At 39.5% G+C, this 21,837-nt stretch carries 14 protein-coding genes; 3 read left to right on the top strand and 11 right to left on the bottom strand.

Annotated elements, in window-relative coordinates; all coding sequences use genetic code 11:
- Positions 1 to 21 precede the first annotated feature (21 nt).
- Positions 22 to 750 (bottom strand): ion transporter, encoded by a 729-nt coding sequence (locus WAA20_RS08895; protein WP_073386179.1) that lies wholly within the window; start codon positions 748 to 750, stop codon positions 22 to 24.
- Positions 751 to 761: 11 nt separating this feature from the next.
- On the bottom strand, positions 762 to 920 hold the full coding sequence (locus WAA20_RS08890; protein ID WP_167562674.1) for a hypothetical protein: 159 nt from the start codon (positions 918 to 920) through the stop codon (positions 762 to 764).
- Between the two features lie 329 nt (positions 921 to 1,249).
- Between WAA20_RS08890 and WAA20_RS08885 the strand changes: the two genes are divergently transcribed.
- Positions 1,250 to 2,113: a PrsW family intramembrane metalloprotease gene (locus WAA20_RS08885; RefSeq protein WP_073386178.1), complete on the top strand. Its 864-nt coding sequence runs from the start codon at positions 1,250 to 1,252 to the stop codon at positions 2,111 to 2,113.
- Between the two features lie 354 nt (positions 2,114 to 2,467).
- On the top strand, positions 2,468 to 3,598 hold the full coding sequence (locus WAA20_RS08880) for an AraC family transcriptional regulator (RefSeq protein WP_073386176.1): 1,131 nt from the start codon (positions 2,468 to 2,470) through the stop codon (positions 3,596 to 3,598).
- A 51-nt stretch (positions 3,599 to 3,649) separates the two neighbouring features.
- Here WAA20_RS08880 and WAA20_RS08875 read toward each other — a convergent pair whose 3' ends face one another.
- The 3 genes from WAA20_RS08875 to WAA20_RS08865 all read right to left on the bottom strand — a co-directional run bounded on the left by WAA20_RS08875 (position 3,650) and on the right by WAA20_RS08865 (position 9,505).
- Positions 3,650 to 4,939 carry a family 1 glycosylhydrolase gene (locus tag WAA20_RS08875; RefSeq protein WP_073386175.1) on the bottom strand — a complete coding sequence of 430 codons (1,290 nt, stop codon included), beginning with the start codon at positions 4,937 to 4,939 and terminating at the stop codon, positions 3,650 to 3,652.
- Between the two features lie 91 nt (positions 4,940 to 5,030).
- Entirely contained in the window at positions 5,031 to 6,440 is a 1,410-nt protein-coding gene (locus WAA20_RS08870; protein ID WP_073386173.1) for an MFS transporter, read from the bottom strand.
- A 266-nt stretch (positions 6,441 to 6,706) separates the two neighbouring features.
- Positions 6,707 to 9,505: an alpha-L-rhamnosidase gene (locus WAA20_RS08865; RefSeq protein WP_073386172.1), complete on the bottom strand. Its 2,799-nt coding sequence runs from the start codon at positions 9,503 to 9,505 to the stop codon at positions 6,707 to 6,709.
- Between the two features lie 467 nt (positions 9,506 to 9,972).
- Here WAA20_RS08865 and WAA20_RS08860 point away from each other — a divergent pair, with 467 nt between their 5' ends.
- Complete coding sequence (locus WAA20_RS08860) at positions 9,973 to 11,313, top strand: GGDEF domain-containing protein (protein ID WP_073386170.1); 1,341 nt, start codon at positions 9,973 to 9,975, stop codon at positions 11,311 to 11,313.
- 129 nt (positions 11,314 to 11,442) lie between these two features.
- On the opposite strand, the gene WAA20_RS08855 is transcribed toward WAA20_RS08860, so the two are convergent.
- From WAA20_RS08855 to WAA20_RS08830, 6 genes are all read right to left on the bottom strand, one after another.
- Positions 11,443 to 13,863 (bottom strand): glycoside hydrolase family 9 protein, encoded by a 2,421-nt coding sequence (locus WAA20_RS08855; protein ID WP_073386169.1) that lies wholly within the window; start codon positions 13,861 to 13,863, stop codon positions 11,443 to 11,445.
- Between the two features lie 546 nt (positions 13,864 to 14,409).
- Positions 14,410 to 16,227, bottom strand: a complete 1,818-nt coding sequence (locus WAA20_RS08850; protein ID WP_073386167.1) for a dynamin family protein — start codon at positions 16,225 to 16,227, stop codon at positions 14,410 to 14,412.
- Entirely contained in the window at positions 16,214 to 17,203 is a 990-nt protein-coding gene (locus tag WAA20_RS08845) for a M48 family metallopeptidase (RefSeq protein ID WP_073386166.1), read from the bottom strand. The genes WAA20_RS08850 and WAA20_RS08845 overlap by 14 nt, the downstream gene beginning before the upstream one ends.
- Before the next feature lies 1 nt (position 17,204).
- Positions 17,205 to 19,325 carry a dynamin family protein gene (locus WAA20_RS08840; RefSeq protein WP_073386164.1) on the bottom strand — a complete coding sequence of 707 codons (2,121 nt, stop codon included), beginning with the start codon at positions 19,323 to 19,325 and terminating at the stop codon, positions 17,205 to 17,207.
- Between the two features lie 53 nt (positions 19,326 to 19,378).
- Positions 19,379 to 19,594 (bottom strand): zinc ribbon domain-containing protein, encoded by a 216-nt coding sequence (locus WAA20_RS08835; RefSeq protein WP_073386163.1) that lies wholly within the window; start codon positions 19,592 to 19,594, stop codon positions 19,379 to 19,381.
- Complete coding sequence (locus WAA20_RS08830; RefSeq protein ID WP_073386161.1) at positions 19,591 to 21,351, bottom strand: GTPase; 1,761 nt, start codon at positions 21,349 to 21,351, stop codon at positions 19,591 to 19,593. The genes WAA20_RS08835 and WAA20_RS08830 overlap by 4 nt, the downstream gene beginning before the upstream one ends.
- Positions 21,352 to 21,837: the final 486 nt, after the last annotated feature.

The following is a 21,837-nucleotide window of genomic DNA, read 5'->3' as shown; positions in this document are numbered from 1 at the left end:
TTGAGTACATGTCAAAAAAGTCTATAACTCATATTTAGATTTTTTCTTATTGATCTCGTTCATGTAAGCGGCTGTGATCATACCTGTAGGAAGTGCGATCACGGCAACTCCGATAAGGGCTGATATCATAGTTATGAACTGACCTATTGCAGTTGTCGGCGTTATGTCGCCATATCCTATAGTAGTAATGGAGATGGTCGCCCAGTACAGGGCTGCAAAGAAGTTATCAAAAAGCTCTGGCTCCATCTGGAATATAAGCATGGCAGAAACGAAAATATAGATTATTATAAGGATCAGCACCGCGAGGAGCTGTTTTCTCACTTTACGAAGAACATTGGCAATTACGATCATGGTCTTTGAATACCTTATAAGCTTCATGATCCTGAAGATCCTGAACAGCTTCAAAAGGCCAATGACTGAAGATATCGGGAAGAAAATATATAGAATCGGCAATATAGACAGAAAATCAAAGATAGCAAGCGGGCTAAAGATATAAGCTATATAGGCCCTGAAATTTTTGTAGCCCATTTTATAATCGGCTGTATATACTCTTGCAATATAATCCATAGAAAATAATACTGCTGTAAGAACCTCGATCGCTACAGTATAGGCATTATCCGTTTTAAGGGTAAGCGGCACCATACCAACGATTACAGCACTAGTCATAAGGATGTCGTAAGCTTTACTTGACTCATCACCTTCATGGGAAACTTCTATAACTTCATAAAGACGCTTCTTAAAATTCTCCATGGATTCACTCCTTAAAAGTTGCCTTCTATGAATGCAGCAATCCCCAAAATAACAAGAATAACACTTAATACTCTGCAGGAAAGCACAAATATAGTAGCCTTTTTGCGAGTCTTATTAACCATTACGCCTGAATCGGATATGAATAAATCGTCGCCTTTTTTATTTGCCATCTATTGCCCCTTTATATAATTGCAAAAAATGATTCTGATAACCATGTACATATATTCATTATACCATTCATTCGCATTCGCTTACACGATAATGCATTTCGTCTATGACTTTTTGTCACTTCGTTCCAAAAGTCATGTAAATAGGCCAATTGAGAACACCTTCGGTGCCTAGCCTATTTACCTACCGATTCACTTTCTTACGAAATCCGCAGTAAATGCGGATTTCTGATTCAAAGTTGCGGAAACATATACTTATATATTCGGTTTACAAAACTATTTTCATGACTTATATTTAGAAGCAATAAGTTTTTGGAGGGAATTTTAGAGATATGAGTTTTGGATTATTTATTCTGGGAATACTGCCTGCAGCGCTTTTGATGCGCTATATCTATAAAAAAGACCGTATTGACAAAGAACCTAAAGGACTGCTTGCCTTACTGTTTTTCTTAGGAGCAGTATCTACTATCTTTGCAGCTCTTATTGAAAATATTGGAGAAGACATCATTGATGATTATTTCTATACAGATTCTATCGTCTTTCTGGCCATTGATGCTTTCCTTGTAGTCGCTCTTGCTGAAGAGCTTGGAAAATACTTTGTAGTAAAAAAATTCGCATGGAACAACGCTGCTTTTAATACAACCTTCGACGCCGTTGTTTATGCGGTATTTGCTTCTCTTGGTTTTGCAACACTTGAAAACATCTTATATCTGTTCGATGGCTCAGTATATACAGCAATCGTACGTGGAATCTTATCAGTACCCGGACATGCGATCGACGCAGTGTTCATGGGTAACTATCTCGGCATAGCCAAAAGATGCGAAGCACTTGGCGATAACAAGGGCAAAAAAGCAAATCTGCGAAAAGCTCTTTTGATGCCTGTCCTGACACATGGCTTCTACGATTTCTGCCTATTTGTACAATCGCCTATATCACTTCTTTCATTCTTCATATATGAAATCATTATCACAGTTTATACTATCAAGAAAGTCAACAAGCTTTCTGAAGAAGATACTTCCCTGTTCCCCGGCGGCTTCTATCCCGGACACTATGTCGCTTCCCAGCTCTATATGCAGGGCGCTATCCCCGGATATCAGCCCCCTACTCTAAGATTCGACCCTGAGACAGGAAAACCTGTCTATCAGCAAGGTGCCGCACAAAGATTCGACCCCAACACAGGACAACGTCTCTTCTAAGACTTATAATTTCACACTTCGCACATTTATACGATACCTTTCATCAGATGATTCAAGAGGGCTGGCAGTTTATAAATGATTTTTGCGTCTTTAAAAGAAATTCAGGCTTCAAGAGCTTGATAGATGGAATTTTATATTCTTCTTGGGATTCACCTGTCTGAGCGCAGCGAGTTTGAATCCCAGAATATAAAATCCCAGATATCATGCCTTGAAGCCTGGATTTCTTTTATGACGCTAAAATCATTTATAAACTGCCAGCCCACTTGAATCAACAAGTTTATTAAGATTCGCATAAAACCTAGAATGGTGTATACTATGTAGGGAGTTAAATTGCCGCATTTACAAGGAGTTTTAATGAGAATCTACACAACATATGGTAAATTCCAAAGTGAAATGGATTCATATTATAAAAGAACAGGCCATAAGCTTCAGTTTGTCGAAATGCTTATGCGTATGAATGATAAAGGCCTTTTAGATACTGTTCCGCCGCGCTTTCCTGTTCATGAGGACGCCTTATCTTTGAGCGATGAAGAGTTTGACAAGATAGTTGATCATATTCCCATCAGCTTTGAGCTTCAGGACAGTATGAGCTCAGATATTGGCGAAGAAAAGATCATCCCTCAGTTCTATGATGTTTTCACTATTCGTCATCCACGCTTTACGAGGGCTTACTCTCACATTCACAATTATTTTGAGATTGATTTTGTTGTCAAAGGCACAGCAACTTTCCGTTTTGAAAAAGAAGAACATATCATGCATGAAGGCGAAGCTTGTATAATAGCGCCGGGGTCTTCACATGATTTTCTTATAGATGATGATAAAACTATTGTATATACCATTTGTATAAGAAAAAGCACTTTTGAAAGTACTTTTGTATCACTTATGAGCCATCAGAATCTCTTATCCGGCTTTTTCAGACAGATATTAAAAGACGAAAACCATTCCAACTACCTGATGCTGTTCACGGGTAATAACATGGAATGTCGTATTTTGCTTCGTAAGCTCCTTATAGAATCAGAACATCCTGATGAGTACAGTAATGGATGTTGTATTTCTGTTATCAATCTTCTTTTTGCCAACCTTTTAAGGAACTACAGTAAGACAATTGCCTTTTATAATTACGAGATCGGAACGGATTTCTCACTTGTACTTCAGTATATACAGCACAATTATCAAACGCTAACATTGTCATCTCTTGCGCAGTTCTTCCATTACAGCGAGCCGCATCTTAGTACTTTGATAAAACAAAATACCGGAAGTAACTTTACTGATCTTATAAAAAATCTACGAATGAGAGATGCAAAGAATCTTCTTATAAATACAGATCGTAAGATAAATGAGATTGCAGATCAGACAGGATACAATAGCGCGGATCACTTCTCACGTGTATTCAGGCAGACGTATGGAATGTCTCCTGCAGCATACCGCAAGGAAAATCAGAAGGAAACGCCTTTCATTCCTTTCCTGTCGGAAGAAGGAGAATAAATTTAGACAATAACAAAAGCTGGCAGTTTATAGACCGCCAGCTTTTAGTATTTATAAGGTATTAGTTTCTATTCTATTCACATTCCCAAGGAATGCCAGGCTTTCTTTAACGGTACGTTCCTGGGTCTTCCTATCAAAGCCTATAAGTCCAAAGCGCATAGTATAGCCGCTTTGCCACTCGAAGTTATCAAGAAGTGACCAATACATGTAGGCTTTTACAGGGATACCGTCTTCAAGACAGGCTTTTACTCCGTCAAAGGCTCTTCTGATAAATTCTACCCTTCTTGTGTCGTCATCTGTTGCGATACCGTTTTCTGTAACGAGGATCTCACCTTTAAAAGATGCATGCACACGGCGGATGACATTTGGAAGTCCTTCGGGATAAAATTCATATCCCATCTGGGTAAGTTCGGCGCCGTCTTCGGGTGGGAGTTCTCCGTTTTCACCAAATACTGCTCTAGTATAGTTCTGTACTCCTACAAAATCGTCATCGATAATAGCAGGAAGGAATTCTTCGAACTCATCATGCCAGTCCAGGGCAGCCTTTTCTTCTCCGCCGGGAATCGCCTGAACGTCTCGGAGGCTAAGTGTTAAACCGACTTTCGTATCAGGAAGCATCTCGTGAAGTATCTCTACTGCTGCCTTATGAGTCTCCATGATTATCTTGTTTCCTTTAGGAGATCTTGGAGATACGAATACTGCAGGGAAAGGAGTTCCAAATACTTCGATATTTTCCTTTTCCTTAGCTTCCTCTTCTTTTTTCATCTCTTCAAGATTAAGGCCGATCTGCAGAGTAGCTTTTTCGCCTTCCTGCTTCTCATACTGCTCCTTAGCCTGACGGATATAGATCGAAATGAGATTTCCCATATTTGCTTCGTTCAGGGTACAGATGTACTTAATGCCTTCGCCTGAAAGGTTTTGGGCTATATATTTAGTATACCTTTTGAAAGCTTCGATCACGTATTCTGATTCCCAGCCGCCTTTTTCTATGAGCCATTTGGGGGAGGCAAAGTGATGAAGGGTAATGATAGGCTCTATATCATTCTCCTTGCAGAAATGCACCATATCAAGGTAGTGCTGCATTTCTTTTTCATCGAACTCTCCTTCTTTGGGCTCAATTCTCGCCCATTCAAAAGAAAAGCGGTATGCATTAAGTCCTGCACTTTTCAAAAGAGTTATGTCCTCTTTATATCTGTTATAGTGATCTGCTGCATCAAGCGATTTCTCAGGATATCCTCCGTACTTCATCTGCTCCATTGCCCATATGTCACTATTAGTATTGTTGCCTTCTACCTGGTGTCCTGCTGTTGCAGCACCAATATAAAATGTTTCTCTATCCATACTTGCCTCTTTTTTTATTACTTTTATAATTCTTTTTTCCAGATACTATAAATATCTTTAATCCATCTGATACCGGGACGTTTTTCCGCTTTTAGCAGGCTTTATTCTCAGCATCTTCCTGTTCGCCCTGCTGTGCCTTCATCTCTTCTATCTGCGCTTTATACTTCTTGATAGGTCCGAATACTACGCAGAGAACAACGATAAGACCTGTGATGCTTGGAGCGCCGAACTTAATGAAGTTAAGGGCGAACATTGCTGAATCAGGCTGCTGGCCGATAGCTCCTGCAACATATCCTGATACTGCAAGGATTGCGAGGATACCTGATGTTGTAACTGTATTACCGCACTTCTGGGCAAATCCCTTGATCGATGAAACAAGGCCGTTTGCTGATTTTCCTTCCTTGTACATGATGAAATCGATAGTGTCGTTAACAAGGATATTTACGAGCGCATTCTGCATTGCACCTGTAACTGATGCGATGAATGTAAGAACGCACAGGAATACGAAATTTGTTTTTCCAAAGAAGAAAAGAATTATATAGATTGCGATAGTTGATATCTGTGAGAAGCAAAGTGCTCTCTGGCCGCTCTTAAATACTTTGAGTACGATTGGCATTGCAACTACCATTGATACAAGTGCTCCGATTGAAATAACGCCCATGTATGTTGAGATAAGGTCAGGTCTCTCATAGTAATACATCATGTAATAAACTGATGAAGAGAACATAAGGCCGTAGCCCATTGAAGCCATTATCCATGCAATGATGTTGGGATATACTTCTTTGTGTTTAAGGACCATTCCAAGACCTTTAAGCGGGTGCTTTTCAGGTTCTGAAAGGTATCTTTCGTGGCCTTCTGATGCTTTATATAATCCCCAGAAAGAAATGAATGCCAGTGCGCCGCAGATAAGCATGAATGGAATGTATCCGTTTGCAAATCCGAGTTTGTTAAAAAAGTCTGTGATGTTCTGTGTGAATGTATTACCAATTGTAAATGCAAATGCACAGGATCCTGCTCCTATTGTGATGATCTTGTTTCTCTCACTGTCTTTTTTGACTGCTGCAGGAAGGATCGCCATCTGAGGCATTGTGTACATGGTAACTGTCATGCCATAGCCGATATACATAATTAGTATATATATTGCCTTAGCTGTATTACTTGTAAATCCCCAGTCGATCCAGACCATAGTTGCAAAGAATGTCAAAAGAACAGGTGCAACAAGAAAGTAAGGACGATAACGTCCGACTTTAGTATGAGTATTGTCTGCAATGACACCCATCATAGGGTCATTTATTGCATCCCATAATGTTGCTATGAACATGATAAGCGAACAGATTGCTGCTGGAAGCTTAAGTGTATCTGTCATATAAACTGACAGGTAGCTGGCAAGAACTGCCGCCATAACCATTGCTCCGCCGTTGACTGAAGTTGCATGGAACCATTTAAAGCCTGTACCAACTTCCGAGGTATTTTTTGATTTTGTAACCCTGTTATTACCCATTGTCCTTCTCCTTTTTATAGTTTCCCTTCTTTAATCGTTGTCATGCAAAAGTGCATCATCTGCTTGCATTTCCAAGAACATAATTAAAGAAGTTTTTTCTTGATAAGGACATACTACCATCGGAGCTCTTCTATAACTATGTAATATCTTTTATGAAATCCGACATTTTTTAAGATTGATATTTACTGAATTTCCAACATAAAATGTCAAAATCCGGCTTGGCTACTGCACACGCATAGTAGCTAAGCCGGATATGACTTACGATATTACCATTTGATAATATCGAATATCTTTTTATTTACAGGATCGACTTTTTCTGGTGAGAAGCCCATGAAGAACATGTGTGGAAGTTCTCCCAGTGTCAGGTTGATGCTTTCTTTATCATCTTTCTTGATCATTCCAAATGCAGCCGGAAGCTCTTTTTCCAAAATCTTCATAACATCTTCATCGCCTGAAAGCTCTGAAAGGCGGGTATTCGGGCCATAGATGCGTCTGTAATCGCTTGAAGGAATGTAACTGAATTCATATGTACCTGATGCAAGATCGATGCATCCGTCCTCTCCTATAAGGGCGCTGTCCGTGCCTGTAACCTGAAGGTCATTTGTAGAAAATCTTGGAAGTACAACTTTAGCTTTTGTATTAAAAGGAATAGAAACAGTCAACTTAAAGATTCCATTCTCTTCTATCTTCCAGTTAGATACAAACTTGCCTGAAGCGGTTGTCATCTGAGTATTAAAGAATCTGAAACGCATACTTGGCTCTGGAGCGATAATTGCGCTCTTAAATCCAGCCTCCTGCATACGTATACCACCAATATACTCATACATGAACTGCACAACTGTTCCATAGGAATAATGGTTAAGAGAGTTCATGCCTTCGCCGGATATTTTTCCATCAGGCAAAACAGAGTTCCATCTCTCCCATATCGTAGTAGCTCCAAGATTTACGCAGTAGAGCCAGCTTGGGAATTTCTCATTAAAGAGGAAATGGTATGCAAGATCCATTCTTCCTATCTTTGCAAGAGTAGTGCAAAGGAGCGGTGCTCCAACGAATCCGCATTTTATCTGATAGCAGTCTTTTTTCAGTCTGTCTTCAAACTGTTTTATAAGCTTGTCCCTGTCAACATAGATCTCAAAAGCAAGTGCTACTATATATGCAGCCTGGGTATCGCAGGATAATCTTCCTGATGGTGTGAAGTATTCATTTAGTATAGCCTTCTTAACCTTCTTGGCCAGTGCATTGTATCTGTCTACATCCGCAATTTTGCCAAGTCTTTCAGCCATCTTCGCTGTAAGCTTTGTAGAATAGAAATAGTATACACTGCCCAGATAATCATCATCTGTTCCACCCTTAATGCTCTGCTCTGTGATTCCATCAAGTCCGAGCCAGTCACCAAACTGAAATGGCAGGGTGAAAAAGCCCTTATCGCCATGCTCTACATCGTTTCGGTGCATGTACTCAACCCAGTTCTTCATCATCTCATAATGCTGCTCGACATCAGAAACTGAGCCAAAGGTATTGTATAAAACGCTTGGAATTATGGTTCCTGCATCTGCCCATGCACTGCCAACTCCTGCAAGCTTATCAGCCCTATTAGGAATAAAGCTTGGCACTGCTCCATCGTGGCGTTTTGCATCCAGTCCAAGATCTATTAAGAACTTTCTATAGAAAGCTCTTGTATCCATATTGTAACTTGCTGTCTGTGAAAATACCTGTGCGTCTCCTGTCCAGCCAAGTCTTTCATTACGCTGTGGGCAGTCTGTAGGCATGTCGATAAAGTTAGACTTCTGTCCCCAGATACAGTTCTCATACAGGCGATTTATCTTTTCATGGCTTGTCTCAATAAAGCCTGTGCGCTCCATATCAGAATAAATTACATTTGAACGGATCTTATCCAGAGCAAGAGGAGTCTCTTCAGGCCATCCCTTGATCCTTAAATATCTGTATCCAAAGAAGGTGAATCTTGGATGAACAGTCTCTTTTCTTCCATCAGAGGTATATACAAAGCTTGAGCGTGCTTCTCTATAGTTCTTGTTAAAAAAGTTTCCTTCCTGCAGTATTTCTCCGCAGTCTATAGTGATAACTGTTCCTTTGGGGAAGTCAGCATCTAGTTCCATAAAGCCTGCATGATTCTGGCCAAAGTCGACTATCGTTTCGCCTGCAGGGGATTTTATAATTTCTTTGGGCTGTAAGACTTCCTTAACTACAACAGGAATGCTGTATCTGTCGATAAGTTTTTTATCAACGGATATCTCTTTTGCATTACCCATCTCTTTGATCCCGGCAGTTCTGTCAAGGTCTTCGCCATAGTAGATGCCGGACTCAGTCACATCGTTTTTATAAACCTTCCAGGTATCATCTGTGCCGATAACCTGCGTATTTCCATCTTCATAGATAAGCTTAAGTTCGGCAATTGCAGCCAGTCTGTCTCCAAAGTCGTGGCCACCTTCAAGGCCGAACTTACTCATATACCAGCCTCTTGCCACCTGGATCTCAAGTCTGCTTTCTTCTTTTAGCTTATCTGTTACGTCAAAAGTTATGACCTGCATTCCGGTCTCATAATCATTGATATAAGGAGTCAGGATCTCATCTCCGACTTTGCATCCATCAATATATGCTTCAAAAACGCCAAGGCAGCTGACATAGAGTCTTGCTCTGGAAAGGCCTGAATCTGTCTTTATATCTTTTGAAAATATCGGATGATAGAACTCTCCATCTCCCTGTGCGATCCATTTTCCAGTCCAGGGTTCATCCATTTTGCCTGTTTCAAAAAACTGAACATCAGAGACAGCTCTATCTCCATTGTCGCCTGTAATGGTTACCCTCCAGTAATATCTCGTACATGGATCAAGCTTAATATCAAGACTTTCTCCTGTCTGATCAAGCTCGTCAGACTTACGGCTGTATAATATCTCAGAAAAGACTTCGTCTTTAGAAACTTCTATAAGGCCTTCTTTTAAGATCTTAGAATCTGTATCCTCCACATTCCATGAAGCGATAAGTTTTTTAAAGTCATATCCGATAGGATTGACTACCCCGTTAAGTTTTGCTCTTGTAATTTTCATGATACCCTTCCCTCTTTTTCTATAATGTGATACTAAAAACGTTCAAAGATATTTGTCTTTTTTATATAAACTCCATCACATTAATCCTACCTGAAAAAATAAAAGAATCATACGGACAATTTTTGTTATTAGCCGACATTTTTTTAGATTCGATCGTAAGTGCCGGTATATCGCTTCATTCATAAGCCGCGCCTTTCCTCATAAGTATTTTGTAGAACTTCCCTTATAACTTTGAACTTTTAGAAATCCACAAAACATGCGGAGGTTATGACCAGAGTCACAACTTGTCCATTATGACCATTTATTACGAACTTTGCAACAATATGCTGATAAGGTTTTTTAACATTGTGTTACATTGTTATCGCTATATAGTGTATAATTATTTTAAGTATTATTTAATGTAAGATCAGAGCATTCCTAACCAAGTCCAATTGCAATATAAGCAATAACCCCCAAAAGGAGACTTTATGGGCAAAGTAAAACGCTACTATCTTGAAATCAATGATTATTATGATGCTCTTAAATATAATAATGACCTGCTTGAATACACTGGTCAGAATACGCTCGATAACATCCAGAATATTATTCCGCCCCAGGACTTTGTAACTTTCAAGGAAGACATCTCTTTACTTGATCCGGGCGAGAATACTATTACGTGTTTTCGCATGATCGATAAAGAAAATGTTTTAAACTGGATGTCTGCCAATGTACACAGATCCAAACACAATACTTCGATCATAAAGCTTGATATCTATGATATTAAGTCTTTTGAAATGGACAAGGCAGAAGGTTATTACGACGAAATGACCGGCGTACTTTCTAAAAGTGCGATCACTGACTATGCCAAAAAGCTGATAGAAAAATCTCCTTCTAAAAAGTTCTACTTTTTTATCATGGATGTAGATAACTTTAAATCCATCAATGATACTTACGGCCATATGAAAGGCGATGAAGTAATTATTGATGTTGCTAATATTGCAAAAAAATGCGTAGGTGAAAAGGGACTTGTCGGGCGAATCGGAGGTGACGAATTCGCTCTTGTTCTTGAAAAGATATGTGAAGAAGAAGCGCTTCGTGATGTCCTTAGAGAAATCAGATATATCGTCAGAGAAAAATATGCCGATGAAGATAACAATTTTACTGTAACCACCTCTCTTGGAGGCGGTCTTTTCCCTGATAATGCCTCTAACTATGATGATCTGTTCAGGCTTGCAGACAAAATGCTCTATATTGCCAAGGCAAAAGGGCGTGACAGATATATAATCTACACTCCTTCTGTTCACGGAGATCTGAAAAATGATACAGAAGTTCTGACTATATCTCAAAGAACCATGCAAAACAAAGTCAAGAATACTCTTATCATGGATCTTATGTCAGGTTTTCTGCTAAAAGATGACATCACAATCAAAGATGCCTTCCAGAAAGTCATAGATACCTATATGCTTGATGAAGTCTATCTTATTGATAAAAAAACTGCCAAGACCACCTTTGGTCTTTCCAAGGATGGGGAAAGATGCGAACTGGATCTTTCTGATCTTGCAGCAGAGGAATACCAGCCTATCTTTGAGACATATCCTATCAAGGTCATCAATATGTACGACCTCCAGAAAGCCAATTATCTAAGATTTTCAGAATTTATGCTTCGTAATGAGTTCAGGATAATTATTGTCTATTATATGAGAAATACTCCTGAAGGTGGCTATCTCATGTATGTAAGTAACGCAAACAGCAACTGCAGATTTGCAGAAACAGATTTTTCTGATCTGGTTTACTTTTCAAGGATGCTGGAACTAAGCGGGAAGCTTTGATATAAATCAAAACAGGAAACTCTGATAATAATAGTAAAAAATAACCGGCGATCATGATCTTTTCAACATGACCGCCGGTATTCTTTTTCTTACAAATCTATAGCAGAAATTTTAGTCTGGTCCTTTCAATCATTCTACTGTTACGCTAATTGATTCGCTTACGCTGCCTGCACCCTGAATACCGAATTCTGTAGAAGAACCTGGCTGCAATGTAGAATTCCAGGACATAGGTGTGATCACATAGTAATCACCTGACTCATCAACATTTACGCACCAGCTTGAGTCAATAGCAACTTCACTCTTCTTAACTTTTACTGTCCATCCGTCGACTGTAGTATCGGAATCATTCTTAACTTTGATAATAACCTGATATCCGCTGCCCCAGTTGTTTACTGTGTAATCAGCTGTAAGCTCGCCTGAAGGTGTAGGTGTTGGTACTGGATCTGGGTCCGGTACTGGATCTGGGTCTGGTACTGGGTCTGGATCTGGAGTTGGAACCGGGTCTGGATCAGGTGTAGGTGTTGGGTCTGGATCTGGATCCTGAACTGGTTCAGGAGCATAGCCTTCACCAATAACAAGCTTTGCGCCTTCAAAGAGCTGCATTCCGTCAGGAGTTGTCATCTGGTTGTTGCTTGTACCGCCAAGACCAGCTACGCAAGGGCTCTTTGAATAATCCCACTTACCAGGAGCAGATACTCTTACCTGTAGTTCGCACTTGCACTCACTCTGTCCACCAGGATAGATCTGTGCACCGTCAAGGTTAAGATCGATATAATAAATACCTTTTGTATCAGATTCCTTGAATTCAGAAATCTTAACTGCATGCTGCATGTAAGTTGTAGAAACCTTCATGTCTGAAGAGCTGTAGCCCTGTGCGATAACATCACTAAGATCGAAGAACATACGAAGTGTTAAGTTATCAGTTAATCTTGCAGGCCAAGCTGTGTGGTTCTCGATAACAGTCTTGATCTCAACAAAGTTAATTGCATTGTTCTTATCTTCGCAGTTGATACCAGCAGAAAGAACGAACTCTTTTCCATCTGTCTCTTCAATTGCATTAGGTGTCTGAACAGCGCCGTATCCGTTCTTTTCATAGAGGTATGCACAAGCACCTGTGAAACCAGCATTGTAGTCACAAGCAACTTCGTTAGCCTGATAATCGCTACGAACATCCTTGTATGAGCTGTCTGAAGGAGCACCAGGGCCACCTACGATAGCGCCAACAAGTGTATGTCTTGAATTCTCAGGAGCTGCGTTTAAGTTGTTGGACCAGCAGCCATGAGCTGCTCTGTGGTGAGGATTCTTAGGAGAATTCTCATTGTAGCCAACCATGTAGTTCTGACCTGAGCTACCAAGTGTATAGTTTATAGTTCTTTCGATATATGCATTAGCATCTGCGATATGTGTTGCATCAGCCTTGTCAAGTCCTACATAGATTGTATCTATGAAAGCCTGGTTACATGCATAACGTACTGAGCCCCATTCACTAAGGAATGAAAGTCCGCCAGGAGTTATGGTAATAGAATTGGAACCTTCTTTTTTACCATTCCAGCAGTCTATGCTGTTCTCGATAACGGTATAGTACTCATCCTTGCCAGTGAGCTCTGCAAGTAAGAGGCTTGCTCCAAGGTGAGTATCATCCCATGACATAGTCCATGAGTATGCAACCTCATCACCGCCCTGGAACTCTTTACCAAAGTATGCAGAATACTGCTCGGCTTTTTCAAGATAAGAATCATCTCCTGTAGCCTTGTAGAGCCAGCATCCGGCAAGTGAAAGCTCATCATAGAATCCGCTGTAGGATGTATAGAATCCGCTTGCAGCTGTGTAGCCCTTATCACTCTTAGCTCTCTCTGCCATGCCATAGAGGGTCTTAGCATGTGCAAGATATGTAGCACTAAGTGAAGGATCTGAATCTTTGAATACCAGTGATGCTACAGCAAGAGAAGCAGCTGCTTCACCTGTAACACAGGAACCACCGTTTGCAGATGTATCATCAACCTTGAATGAAGGTCTGTCCATCTTGAGCTCTACAAGCTCAGGTGCTCCCCAGAAGCCGTGGTCTTTGCCGCCATCGCCAACCTGGTAATAATATGTACTTGAATCAGGATTACATTTTACGAAATAGTCATTGGCCCACTTAATATCGTGAAGCATCCACTTCTCCTGGCCAGACTGAGTATATGCATCCGGGTTGTTAAGATATGACCAACCAAGGATCATTGAAGAATAAGACATTGGCAGATTGAACTTTACGTTATCACCTGCATCGTACCAACCGCCTGTAAGATCGAGATTGTTGTCTGCTCCGTCATTAAGTCCTGAGTCAGCTCTCCAGTTAGTCCTTGAAAGTGTCTCTTCAGACAACTTACCTGACTCCTGAAGCTGGTAGAATAACAATGACTTAGCAAGTGCATCCCCATAATTATAATTACCTGCAGCATCTGCCGTAACTGTTACGGACGGGAATCTGCAGCATGTCGCTAACAGAACTGCTGACAGCGACCCCACAAGAGCTTTCTTGCAAAAAGACTTACCTTCTTTATGCATTTTCAAGCCTTCCTCCTTTAAATGGTTTTGTAGTTTATTTTATATCAGCGCGCATGATATCAAATTCAGGTATTCATTCCCCTATATACCTTCATGAATAGTTTACTTAAAGAAGTAATAATCTAATAAAAACTCTATTTTATATCGGCTAAAAAATATCAGTTTCCAGCAAAATACTATACAATCAGTATATTTTGAAAGATGCAAAAAAGCAGTTTACAAATTACGTAATTTTTACATCAATATCTTCACACTTATATCGTCACCTAAAACAACAACCATTCAGGAATACCATAAACATCATAACTTAAACGTTTACTTTCGTAAATATACCAACTTAATATTTGTTAATAGTAATTAATATTTTTACTCTTTTTATATATAATTATTACAAAATTCTGTGTACTATTTTCTTTGTTTCTTACAGTTTTGATGTATACTTTTTGTATACTTTTCCATATACTTTTTCGCACACAAATAGAGCCGCTGCTTTTCGCAACGACTCTATCAATATTAAAACCATTAATCTACACTAATACGTTTTGCTTATGCTTCCGGTTCAGGTTCTACATCGGATTCCACCAGATCACCTGAATAAAACTTAGATCTGATCCTATCTAATGCTTCCTGCAATTCACGGATTACTTTACGGCTCTTCTCTTTTTCTTCTTCATTCTGTTTTGCAACATTTGCAAAGAGCTGCGCCTGCTTTTCATTTGTTTCAAGAAGGCCATCATAGTATTCAGCGATCATACGCTTTGCATCCTGTTCAAGTACCTTACAGGATTCATTTGTTGATGTCATAACTGAGTTTTTTAGAGTAGCGAACTGATCTTTAATTCTTTTTATAAGATCCTCTGAACCATCTTTAACCTTCTTACTATTTGCCACACCTGCAGCAAAGCAAGCAAGATAATAAGCCAGATCCATGAATGGGAATCTAATACCTGCCGTGCTCAGATTATTCACTGTAAAAGCTGCATTATCAGCAGCAGTCCAGCTATTATTCTGGAGTGCGATCGTAATTCTCGGCGTTTTTGTAGCTCCATTTATATTCAGATTCTTACTTATATCCTGAGATATTTTGTCAAGTTCTTCATATAATCCCTTGATCACCTCTGCATTACAGAGCGAGATTGCTTCATGAATGATCTCTACACAATACGAAGAATAATACTTCTTAATATCATCGCCCGTAACAGATCTAAGACTATCTATATCCATATATAAGCGGCCAAGAAATTCTTCCATCCAGCCAATTGAATTTCCGCGCATCACGCTACAATATTCACTTATTCTGGATTCAATCTTACTTTTTTCATCAAGGCATCCTGATTTGTTTTTCTCTACTTCTGCAAGCTTATTATCAGCGTCGCTTCGCTCTGCATTAAGAGCTTCGTTCACAATATCAAGATCGCTTCCAAGATCCTGTGTCATAGCTCTTGCAAATCTTTCAACACGATCAGGTATTATAGTATCCCTCTTTTGATCAAGAAGTTCAAAAAGTTCATTTCTAAATCCTTCAAAGGATCTTTCAAGTTCCTGCGCAATTACAGAATTAGGCCTTGCCACTCCCATCTGCCTGCAACGTTCATCCAATGCACTCAAAAGAACAGGCTCTATTCCCGGAAGAAAATCTTCAATTCTTCGTCTAGTAACGTCCTTAAGTCTGTCAAGATCTTCTTTGTTTTCAAAAGTATCTGAGTAGTTTCCGATCAAAAACAATTTAGAAAATCCCTGATCTCTTATTGCTGTTTTCATAAAACACTGTTCATGAATAGATAAAGGATAGGAAACAGAATAAACATAGATAACAGCATCTGACTGCTTTAATGCCATTTCAACATCTTCTGCAAAATCCTGAAGTGAATCTCCAAGGCCGGGAGTATCTATAATCGTCACATCTTTAAGCATGTCAATAGGACGCTTTAGATCAAGATATAAAGGCTTTTCTTTAAGCTGTGAAAGGATATTCTTTAAATTATCACATTTAAGTTCATCATCTGTCAGGTGCATTTTCTTGCCACCTCTAAGGATCAGAACATTATCATGTTCTCCGTAGCTTAAGTGATTAATAGTAATAGTTTCGGTGTTAACATTGGTTGTAACAATGTCCTCGCCAAAAATAGCGTTGATAAGACTTGATTTACCGCGTTTAAACTCTCCACATACTGCAACAGTAAGTGGTGTTTCCTTCTGCTTGCGAATACTATGATCCCAATTTTCCATCTTGGTAACAAAATCTGCACCAAGAACATCTCTGCATAAGCCATCATTACGGAAGGTTGAAAGGCAGTCCAGTTCCTGCATAAAACTTTCGATAACGGCAGAGCCATCTACTTCGATCCTGTTATTTATTTCCATCAGCTTTACCCTTTCCGTTTAATTTAATGATATTCTTGACCTCATTATCTACCATGGATCTTGTCTTAGGAACTACTCCGGGTTTTAAAAGATCAGGTCTCCAGCTATAGAACACTTCACTTTCTGCAAATTCCATCTGTGCAAACACTCTCTTTGTTGTGATCGGATGATTATACAGGCTTTCCATATACTTTGAGCCTGAAGCTTCTGTCATTCTCAGCTGTTCACGAAGACTTTCAGTATCAAGTTTTGAAGTTATTCTATCCTCAACCCTTACTGCGCCATAAGAAAGTCGTCCTGTTGCCTGAAATGCATCCTCAACATCATCACAGCATATAAGAGCGGCTCTGTCTGCTGTAACTTCTGCTGCTCTACTCCACATATTCAATGTCAGATTCGCTCCCATAGAAAGAAGAGAAAGCGGCAGTCGTGCCAACCCTGAATAAGCTCCTCCAATTAGTGCACCATTAGTCAGTATTCTGGACATCATAGTAAAAACAGAATGATAGTTATGTATATGGCCGCATTCATGTGCAATGATACATTTAAGCTCCGGAAGAGAATATCTTTCAAGAAGCAGATTATGAATTACAATGATAGGATCTATATCGTCACTGGCTATTGTATAAGCATTAAAATCGTCACTATTAGTAATAAAAATGCTTGGTATACCTATACCCAAATGTTTTGCACAGTCTCTTCCAAGATCATAAACTTCAGGGAACTGGTTTGGTCCAACAGCAAGCCATGAACGATAACCTTTGTCGATTTCCTGTCTTGCAATAGTTGAAGTAACATGCTTGGCAAAGTCTACAAAGCCATGCATGTTTTCCAGAGTCTTTCTAAGCTCAAGATCCATCGGATAACTGTAATCCCACTCATATTTTCCTGCTTTGTGTTTGCCAACTTCACTCTTTTTGTTCTGAAGCCAGGATGGGAAGTTGCAGTCAAGATTCTGTAAAGGTGATTCTGCCATATTACTCATTCTCCTTTCTACCGTTTTCAAGAGCTGACTTCAAACGGTTCTGGATTGGTTCTATGGTCTTAACGATCTTTGTGATCTCATCAATTTCTTCCTGAAGCTCTTCGACTTTATTCTTTCTCTTCTCTTCGTTAAGCTGAAGATTCACCTTGATCTCAGCAAGTGATTTCTCAACAGAAGTTAATGAGTTCTCCCATTCTGTATCGATAGAGTCAGCCATAGAAGAATACATCTTATCGCAGGTATCTTTAAGCCAGTTTTCAAGAGAATTCTGTCTGCGAATTTCATCAATAGATGCATTAACTGACTCATAGAGCTGTGAACGTACCTGATCAACCGGGTTATCTGATGTATTAAATCCGCTGTCGCTTGTACCTTTCTTCTTAAAGAGCAACGCTCTGACTCCCTTACCGGCAACCGCGGATGATAAAGATGTGATTAACAATCCCGGAAGTGCCAGTCCACCAGTAGCCGCAATGATGCCTGCTGCCACGCCAAAGCCAGCTACCACACCAGCTGCACCACCAGCGGCAGCGCCTTTGATTCCATCTTCTCTATAACCCGAAACCAAAGCTCCTACACCAGGAAGTGCACCACCGAGAAGCGCACCCATACCTATTATTCCTGCTATATCGACTAGTGTATCTCCCAAAACTCCGCCAATATTTGCTTTGGCATTGTTCATAGCCACATTCTTCGACTTTACAGCAAGCTGTATATTTTGGAGACTATTATTTACTCTAACTCCAAACTGTTCCATCTTAGCCACATCGCGTCCAAGCTGTTCACTAACCTTATGTTGAATTCTCTCAGTATGAACAGCAAGGATTCCTTCGATCTGACTGTTAACCTGCTGAGACATCTTGGCAGAAAAAGCTTTTACGCTGTCTTCATTAGCAACATCTGATTCTGAGATTGAATACTGGCTTACAAATGCAGACATCTGATTTGTAATGTCATCATAAGCAGCCGCAACTTCAGGAAGCATATCCTGATAAAGAGTTCTTCCCTTAGCTTTAAGGGAATCGATTTCCTCTTTCTTAGCTTCACGAGTCTTTTCAAGCTCTTCTAATGATTCGTTCTGAACTTTCTCGAATTCATCAGCATCCATGTTCATGGCTTCCATACGCATGTTGGCCATTTCAAGAGCTTCTTTACTTGTAGACATGATGGTATTAACAGGATGGATCAGGTCAAGGATTCCACGCTCGCTTGTAAGAAGGTGTGACAATGCGCCTTCAAATTTGCCAAAGCCACTTTCTTCAAACATTTCAGGCTTGTTGTTTATCTTACTCTTTAAGGCCTTCTTAGCTGATACTGAGATAAGGTGTATATCACCTACTTTGCTGAGTGCATCCTGATATTCTTTGGAATCTGCGCCATATACAAGTTCCATCTTCTGCATAACACTCTTGGTGATCTTGTCCTTGATGTGCTCAAGGAGTCTGTCTCTTTCATCTTCATCAATAAGATCAATCTTGTTAACGACAAAGATAACTCGACCAAGGTCGCTGAGCATCAGCTTGTTACGTACAAATTCAGCTTCGCTCTGTGAAAAAGGAGACTGAGCTACGATTACCATGATAATGGCATCCATAGTAGGAATGACATTTTCAGAAATTGCTGTCATTCTTTCATCATCATTAAGACCGGGAGTGTCAACAATCTGAACGCCATTCTGACAGAATGGGCTTGGATAGTAAACTACAGCCTTATCAACATTTTCAGAGTTCTGTTCTGACTCTTCTGTGATCTTTGTAATATAATTGGGGAGTTCATCAACCGGAACTTCCTCTGTTCTTCCATCCTTAAAATAAACCTGTGCATGCTTATTAGCATCCCAGCGTACATAGTTAAGTGTTGCAGAACAGGGAACTACATCGGCAGGAACGATTTCCTGTCCGAGAAGGGCATTTATAACAGTACTTTTACCACGTTTAAATTCACCCATGATACCAACAGAAAAGATGTGATTCTTAAGATGATCACTCATTTTCTGAAGCTCCTGAGCTTTTCCTTCCATCTCAAGAGACTGACAGTTCTTAGTAAGATCTGTCAAGGCAGTGACAACATCAGTTACCATACTCTGGTAGCCCTGATAATTATCATTATTCATTTACTTGTCCTCCAATAAAAAATTATTCATACGGAGCTGTTTAAGAACTCCTTTTATCTATCTAATAAAGTCCCACACACGTCACAAAAAACGTCATCTTCACCTTTTTGTTCAAGGCACATGGGACAGATAGCACTATCTTTAACTTCAGTGCCGCACACAGTGCAAAATTTTGCATCTTTAGGAAGTACTCTTCCGCATCCGGCACATTTTCTCTGGATCAGATTATTCTTTTCCAGATACTTGTTGATTCTCGGATCGATCTTCATGATACTTCCCCTTCCAGTAATCTCTTATCATTTTCATAAAATGCGATTACTTCTCTCCTTGAATTAAGGAGATTTTTTCTTTGTATCGAAAGCTCGTTGCGGATCGCAGCTTCATCCCATTTCCCCTCAAGGGCAAGCTGCTGCAGTTTCCACTGATTCCACCAGTTTTTTATACTAATGGTATATTTTTGAAGCTCTTCGATTATCATAGTCCTGATAAGAGCAATAACATTAACTCCAACCAGGTTACTATTTCCTATATATCCATCAACCCTTATAAAGGGAACAGGAATCTGTTCAAGCTGCACTGTTTTCTGGACTGGTGCATTATCTGCATCAAGTATAAGGCGCATTTTCTGAAGCTCTTTTTCAACAAAATCTGTTTTATCTTTAAGACTTTCTTTAAACTGTCTATCCATATTCTTCAGATACAGATTAGCTTCTTTTTCTGCAACATGGAGTAAAACTCTTATATTTTCATCCGTATTGCTTGTCACTTTGATCCTGCAAAGATGCTTTACAAACAGCCGCAGGATATCTGCCGCCTGTAGTAGCAACATGGAAGGCTCTTTGTCCATCTGGCGGTTACCGCTCTTTTCCATAACGATCTCAGAGAGCCTTTTATCAAGGTTTTTAGGATTTACAAAAAAATCAATCCCTCGAAATGCCAGTTCGTTTTCTATATCAGAAATATACTTTTGTGTAATACGTTTTGAAAAATCGATCGTAAAGCTTGTGTTAAATTCTTTCCAGTCCAGTTCCTGCTCTTTGTCTTCAAACTTCTGTCTGATATCAGCAAACCAGTTATCTATCTTTTGCGGAAGCTCTTTTTCCAGATTGTCGATCTGTTTGTTCCTGCTGTCTTCGATTCCCTCTACCAAAGCCTTGTTAAGATGCGTCGCTACATCCTCCGGCTTATCAATATGGCAGTCCAAAAGCTTTGCATCTTCAAGATAGTCATTTACCGTCTGCGGGATAACTTCCTCATCTCCATAGGCTTCGATAGCTTTTTCTTTAAGATCCTTGGCTATTCGGTCATGAAGGAACTGCTTCATTCGCTGCTTCTCTTCATCAGATGAAAGTGTATCAAGGAAGCTTACAACGAAGAACAACGGCTTTTTGCCATCCCAAAGCTTAAGTATCATTTCCTGCTCTGTAAGGCTGAGCGGCTTCATAGCTGAAATTACAACTACAAAGGCATCGCAGAAGGATACAATATCTTTTCCTATATCTTCTGCACTATCCTGAGTGTTATATCCCGGAACTTCCATAAGCGAAATACCGCTGTCTGAAAAAACAGACTGGTGATTTTTGATTTCTATTATGGACGGAAGGCTCTTTATATCAGCGTCAGTTCCTACAATGCGAACCTTGCCTTCAAGCTCAGGTATACTGGAAACCGGCAGGACCTTTTCTCCTATAAGCTGATTGATAAACTTTGATTTACCACATTTGCTCTCTCCGACAAAGCCTACGATATTACTCTTATTGTCTGTCTGCGAAAGTTCCGTGATCAGCTCTTCTACGCCATCAGCAAGCTTATAATGCTCTAAAAGATCAGCAATTTTCTTTGCTTTTTCTTCTGCTGTTTTTTCATTAGATACCTTTTCTTCAGAAACTATTTCTTCAGATACATTTTCCTCAGATACATTTTCTTCAGATACTATTTCTCCAGATACATTTTCTTCAGATATCGTTTCCTTGATTATTTTTTCTTCAGTTGTCTTTTCTAATTCTGTAGTTTTTGTTTTATCCATCGCTTAACATAAAAAATCCCGATACATACAGAGCTGATCAGCTCTAGTAGAAATCGGGATACTCTCAGTATTAAACTTTATTACCCTAACCTTCTACGCTGCCTGTTACCAAGTTGTTAAAAATCTTAACAATATGTTCAAAACGATATTATATCAGTACCGCTTTTTTACGTCAATCATGCGAAATACCGACAGTTTCCATCGGATACGCCACAAATATATTCATCGTAACATTTATCATATTTATAGTATCGGGCCTTCTGTCATGATTTCCTTAGCTGAGGAATGAGCCTATTTTAGCATGCGCAGTATTCGATGTTAAAATGCATTATCGGCAAATTAACAATTGTATTTTTTCTATTTTAATAGAATATAGATAAAATTTTTTATATAAATAATAAAAAGTTTCCGTATACCAATAAAGGAGGAGCCGAGGCTCCTCCCATTGTAGCTATGATCTTTTTGATATATTACTCAAAAATCATA

It is taken from the genome of Butyrivibrio fibrisolvens, from assembly GCF_037113525.1.
Classification (GTDB): Bacteria; Bacillota; Clostridia; order Lachnospirales; family Lachnospiraceae; genus Butyrivibrio; species Butyrivibrio fibrisolvens.
Note: the sequence above shows the minus strand (reverse complement) of the source record. Positions and strands in the feature narration are given on the sequence as shown.

Bases quoted from the DNA above. Each gene is read 5' to 3' on its own strand.
- WAA20_RS08895 (WP_073386179.1), bottom strand. From the start codon at position 750: ATGGAGAATTTTAAGAAGCGTCTTTATGAAGTTATAGAAGTTTCCCAT.
- WAA20_RS08890 (WP_167562674.1), bottom strand. From the start codon at position 920: ATGGCAAATAAAAAAGGCGACGATTTATTCATATCCGATTCAGGCGTA.
- WAA20_RS08885 (WP_073386178.1), top strand. From the start codon at position 1,250: ATGAGTTTTGGATTATTTATTCTGGGAATACTGCCTGCAGCGCTTTTG.
- WAA20_RS08880 (WP_073386176.1), top strand. From the start codon at position 2,468: ATGAGAATCTACACAACATATGGTAAATTCCAAAGTGAAATGGATTCA.
- WAA20_RS08875 (WP_073386175.1), bottom strand. From the start codon at position 4,939: ATGGATAGAGAAACATTTTATATTGGTGCTGCAACAGCAGGACACCAG.
- WAA20_RS08870 (WP_073386173.1), bottom strand. From the start codon at position 6,440: ATGGGTAATAACAGGGTTACAAAATCAAAAAATACCTCGGAAGTTGGT.
- WAA20_RS08865 (WP_073386172.1), bottom strand. From the start codon at position 9,505: ATGAAAATTACAAGAGCAAAACTTAACGGGGTAGTCAATCCTATCGGA.
- WAA20_RS08860 (WP_073386170.1), top strand. From the start codon at position 9,973: ATGGGCAAAGTAAAACGCTACTATCTTGAAATCAATGATTATTATGAT.
- WAA20_RS08855 (WP_073386169.1), bottom strand. From the start codon at position 13,863: ATGCATAAAGAAGGTAAGTCTTTTTGCAAGAAAGCTCTTGTGGGGTCG.
- WAA20_RS08850 (WP_073386167.1), bottom strand. From the start codon at position 16,227: ATGGAAATAAATAACAGGATCGAAGTAGATGGCTCTGCCGTTATCGAA.
- WAA20_RS08845 (WP_073386166.1), bottom strand. From the start codon at position 17,203: ATGGCAGAATCACCTTTACAGAATCTTGACTGCAACTTCCCATCCTGG.
- WAA20_RS08840 (WP_073386164.1), bottom strand. From the start codon at position 19,325: ATGAATAATGATAATTATCAGGGCTACCAGAGTATGGTAACTGATGTT.
- WAA20_RS08835 (WP_073386163.1), bottom strand. From the start codon at position 19,594: ATGAAGATCGATCCGAGAATCAACAAGTATCTGGAAAAGAATAATCTG.
- WAA20_RS08830 (WP_073386161.1), bottom strand. From the start codon at position 21,351: ATGGATAAAACAAAAACTACAGAATTAGAAAAGACAACTGAAGAAAAA.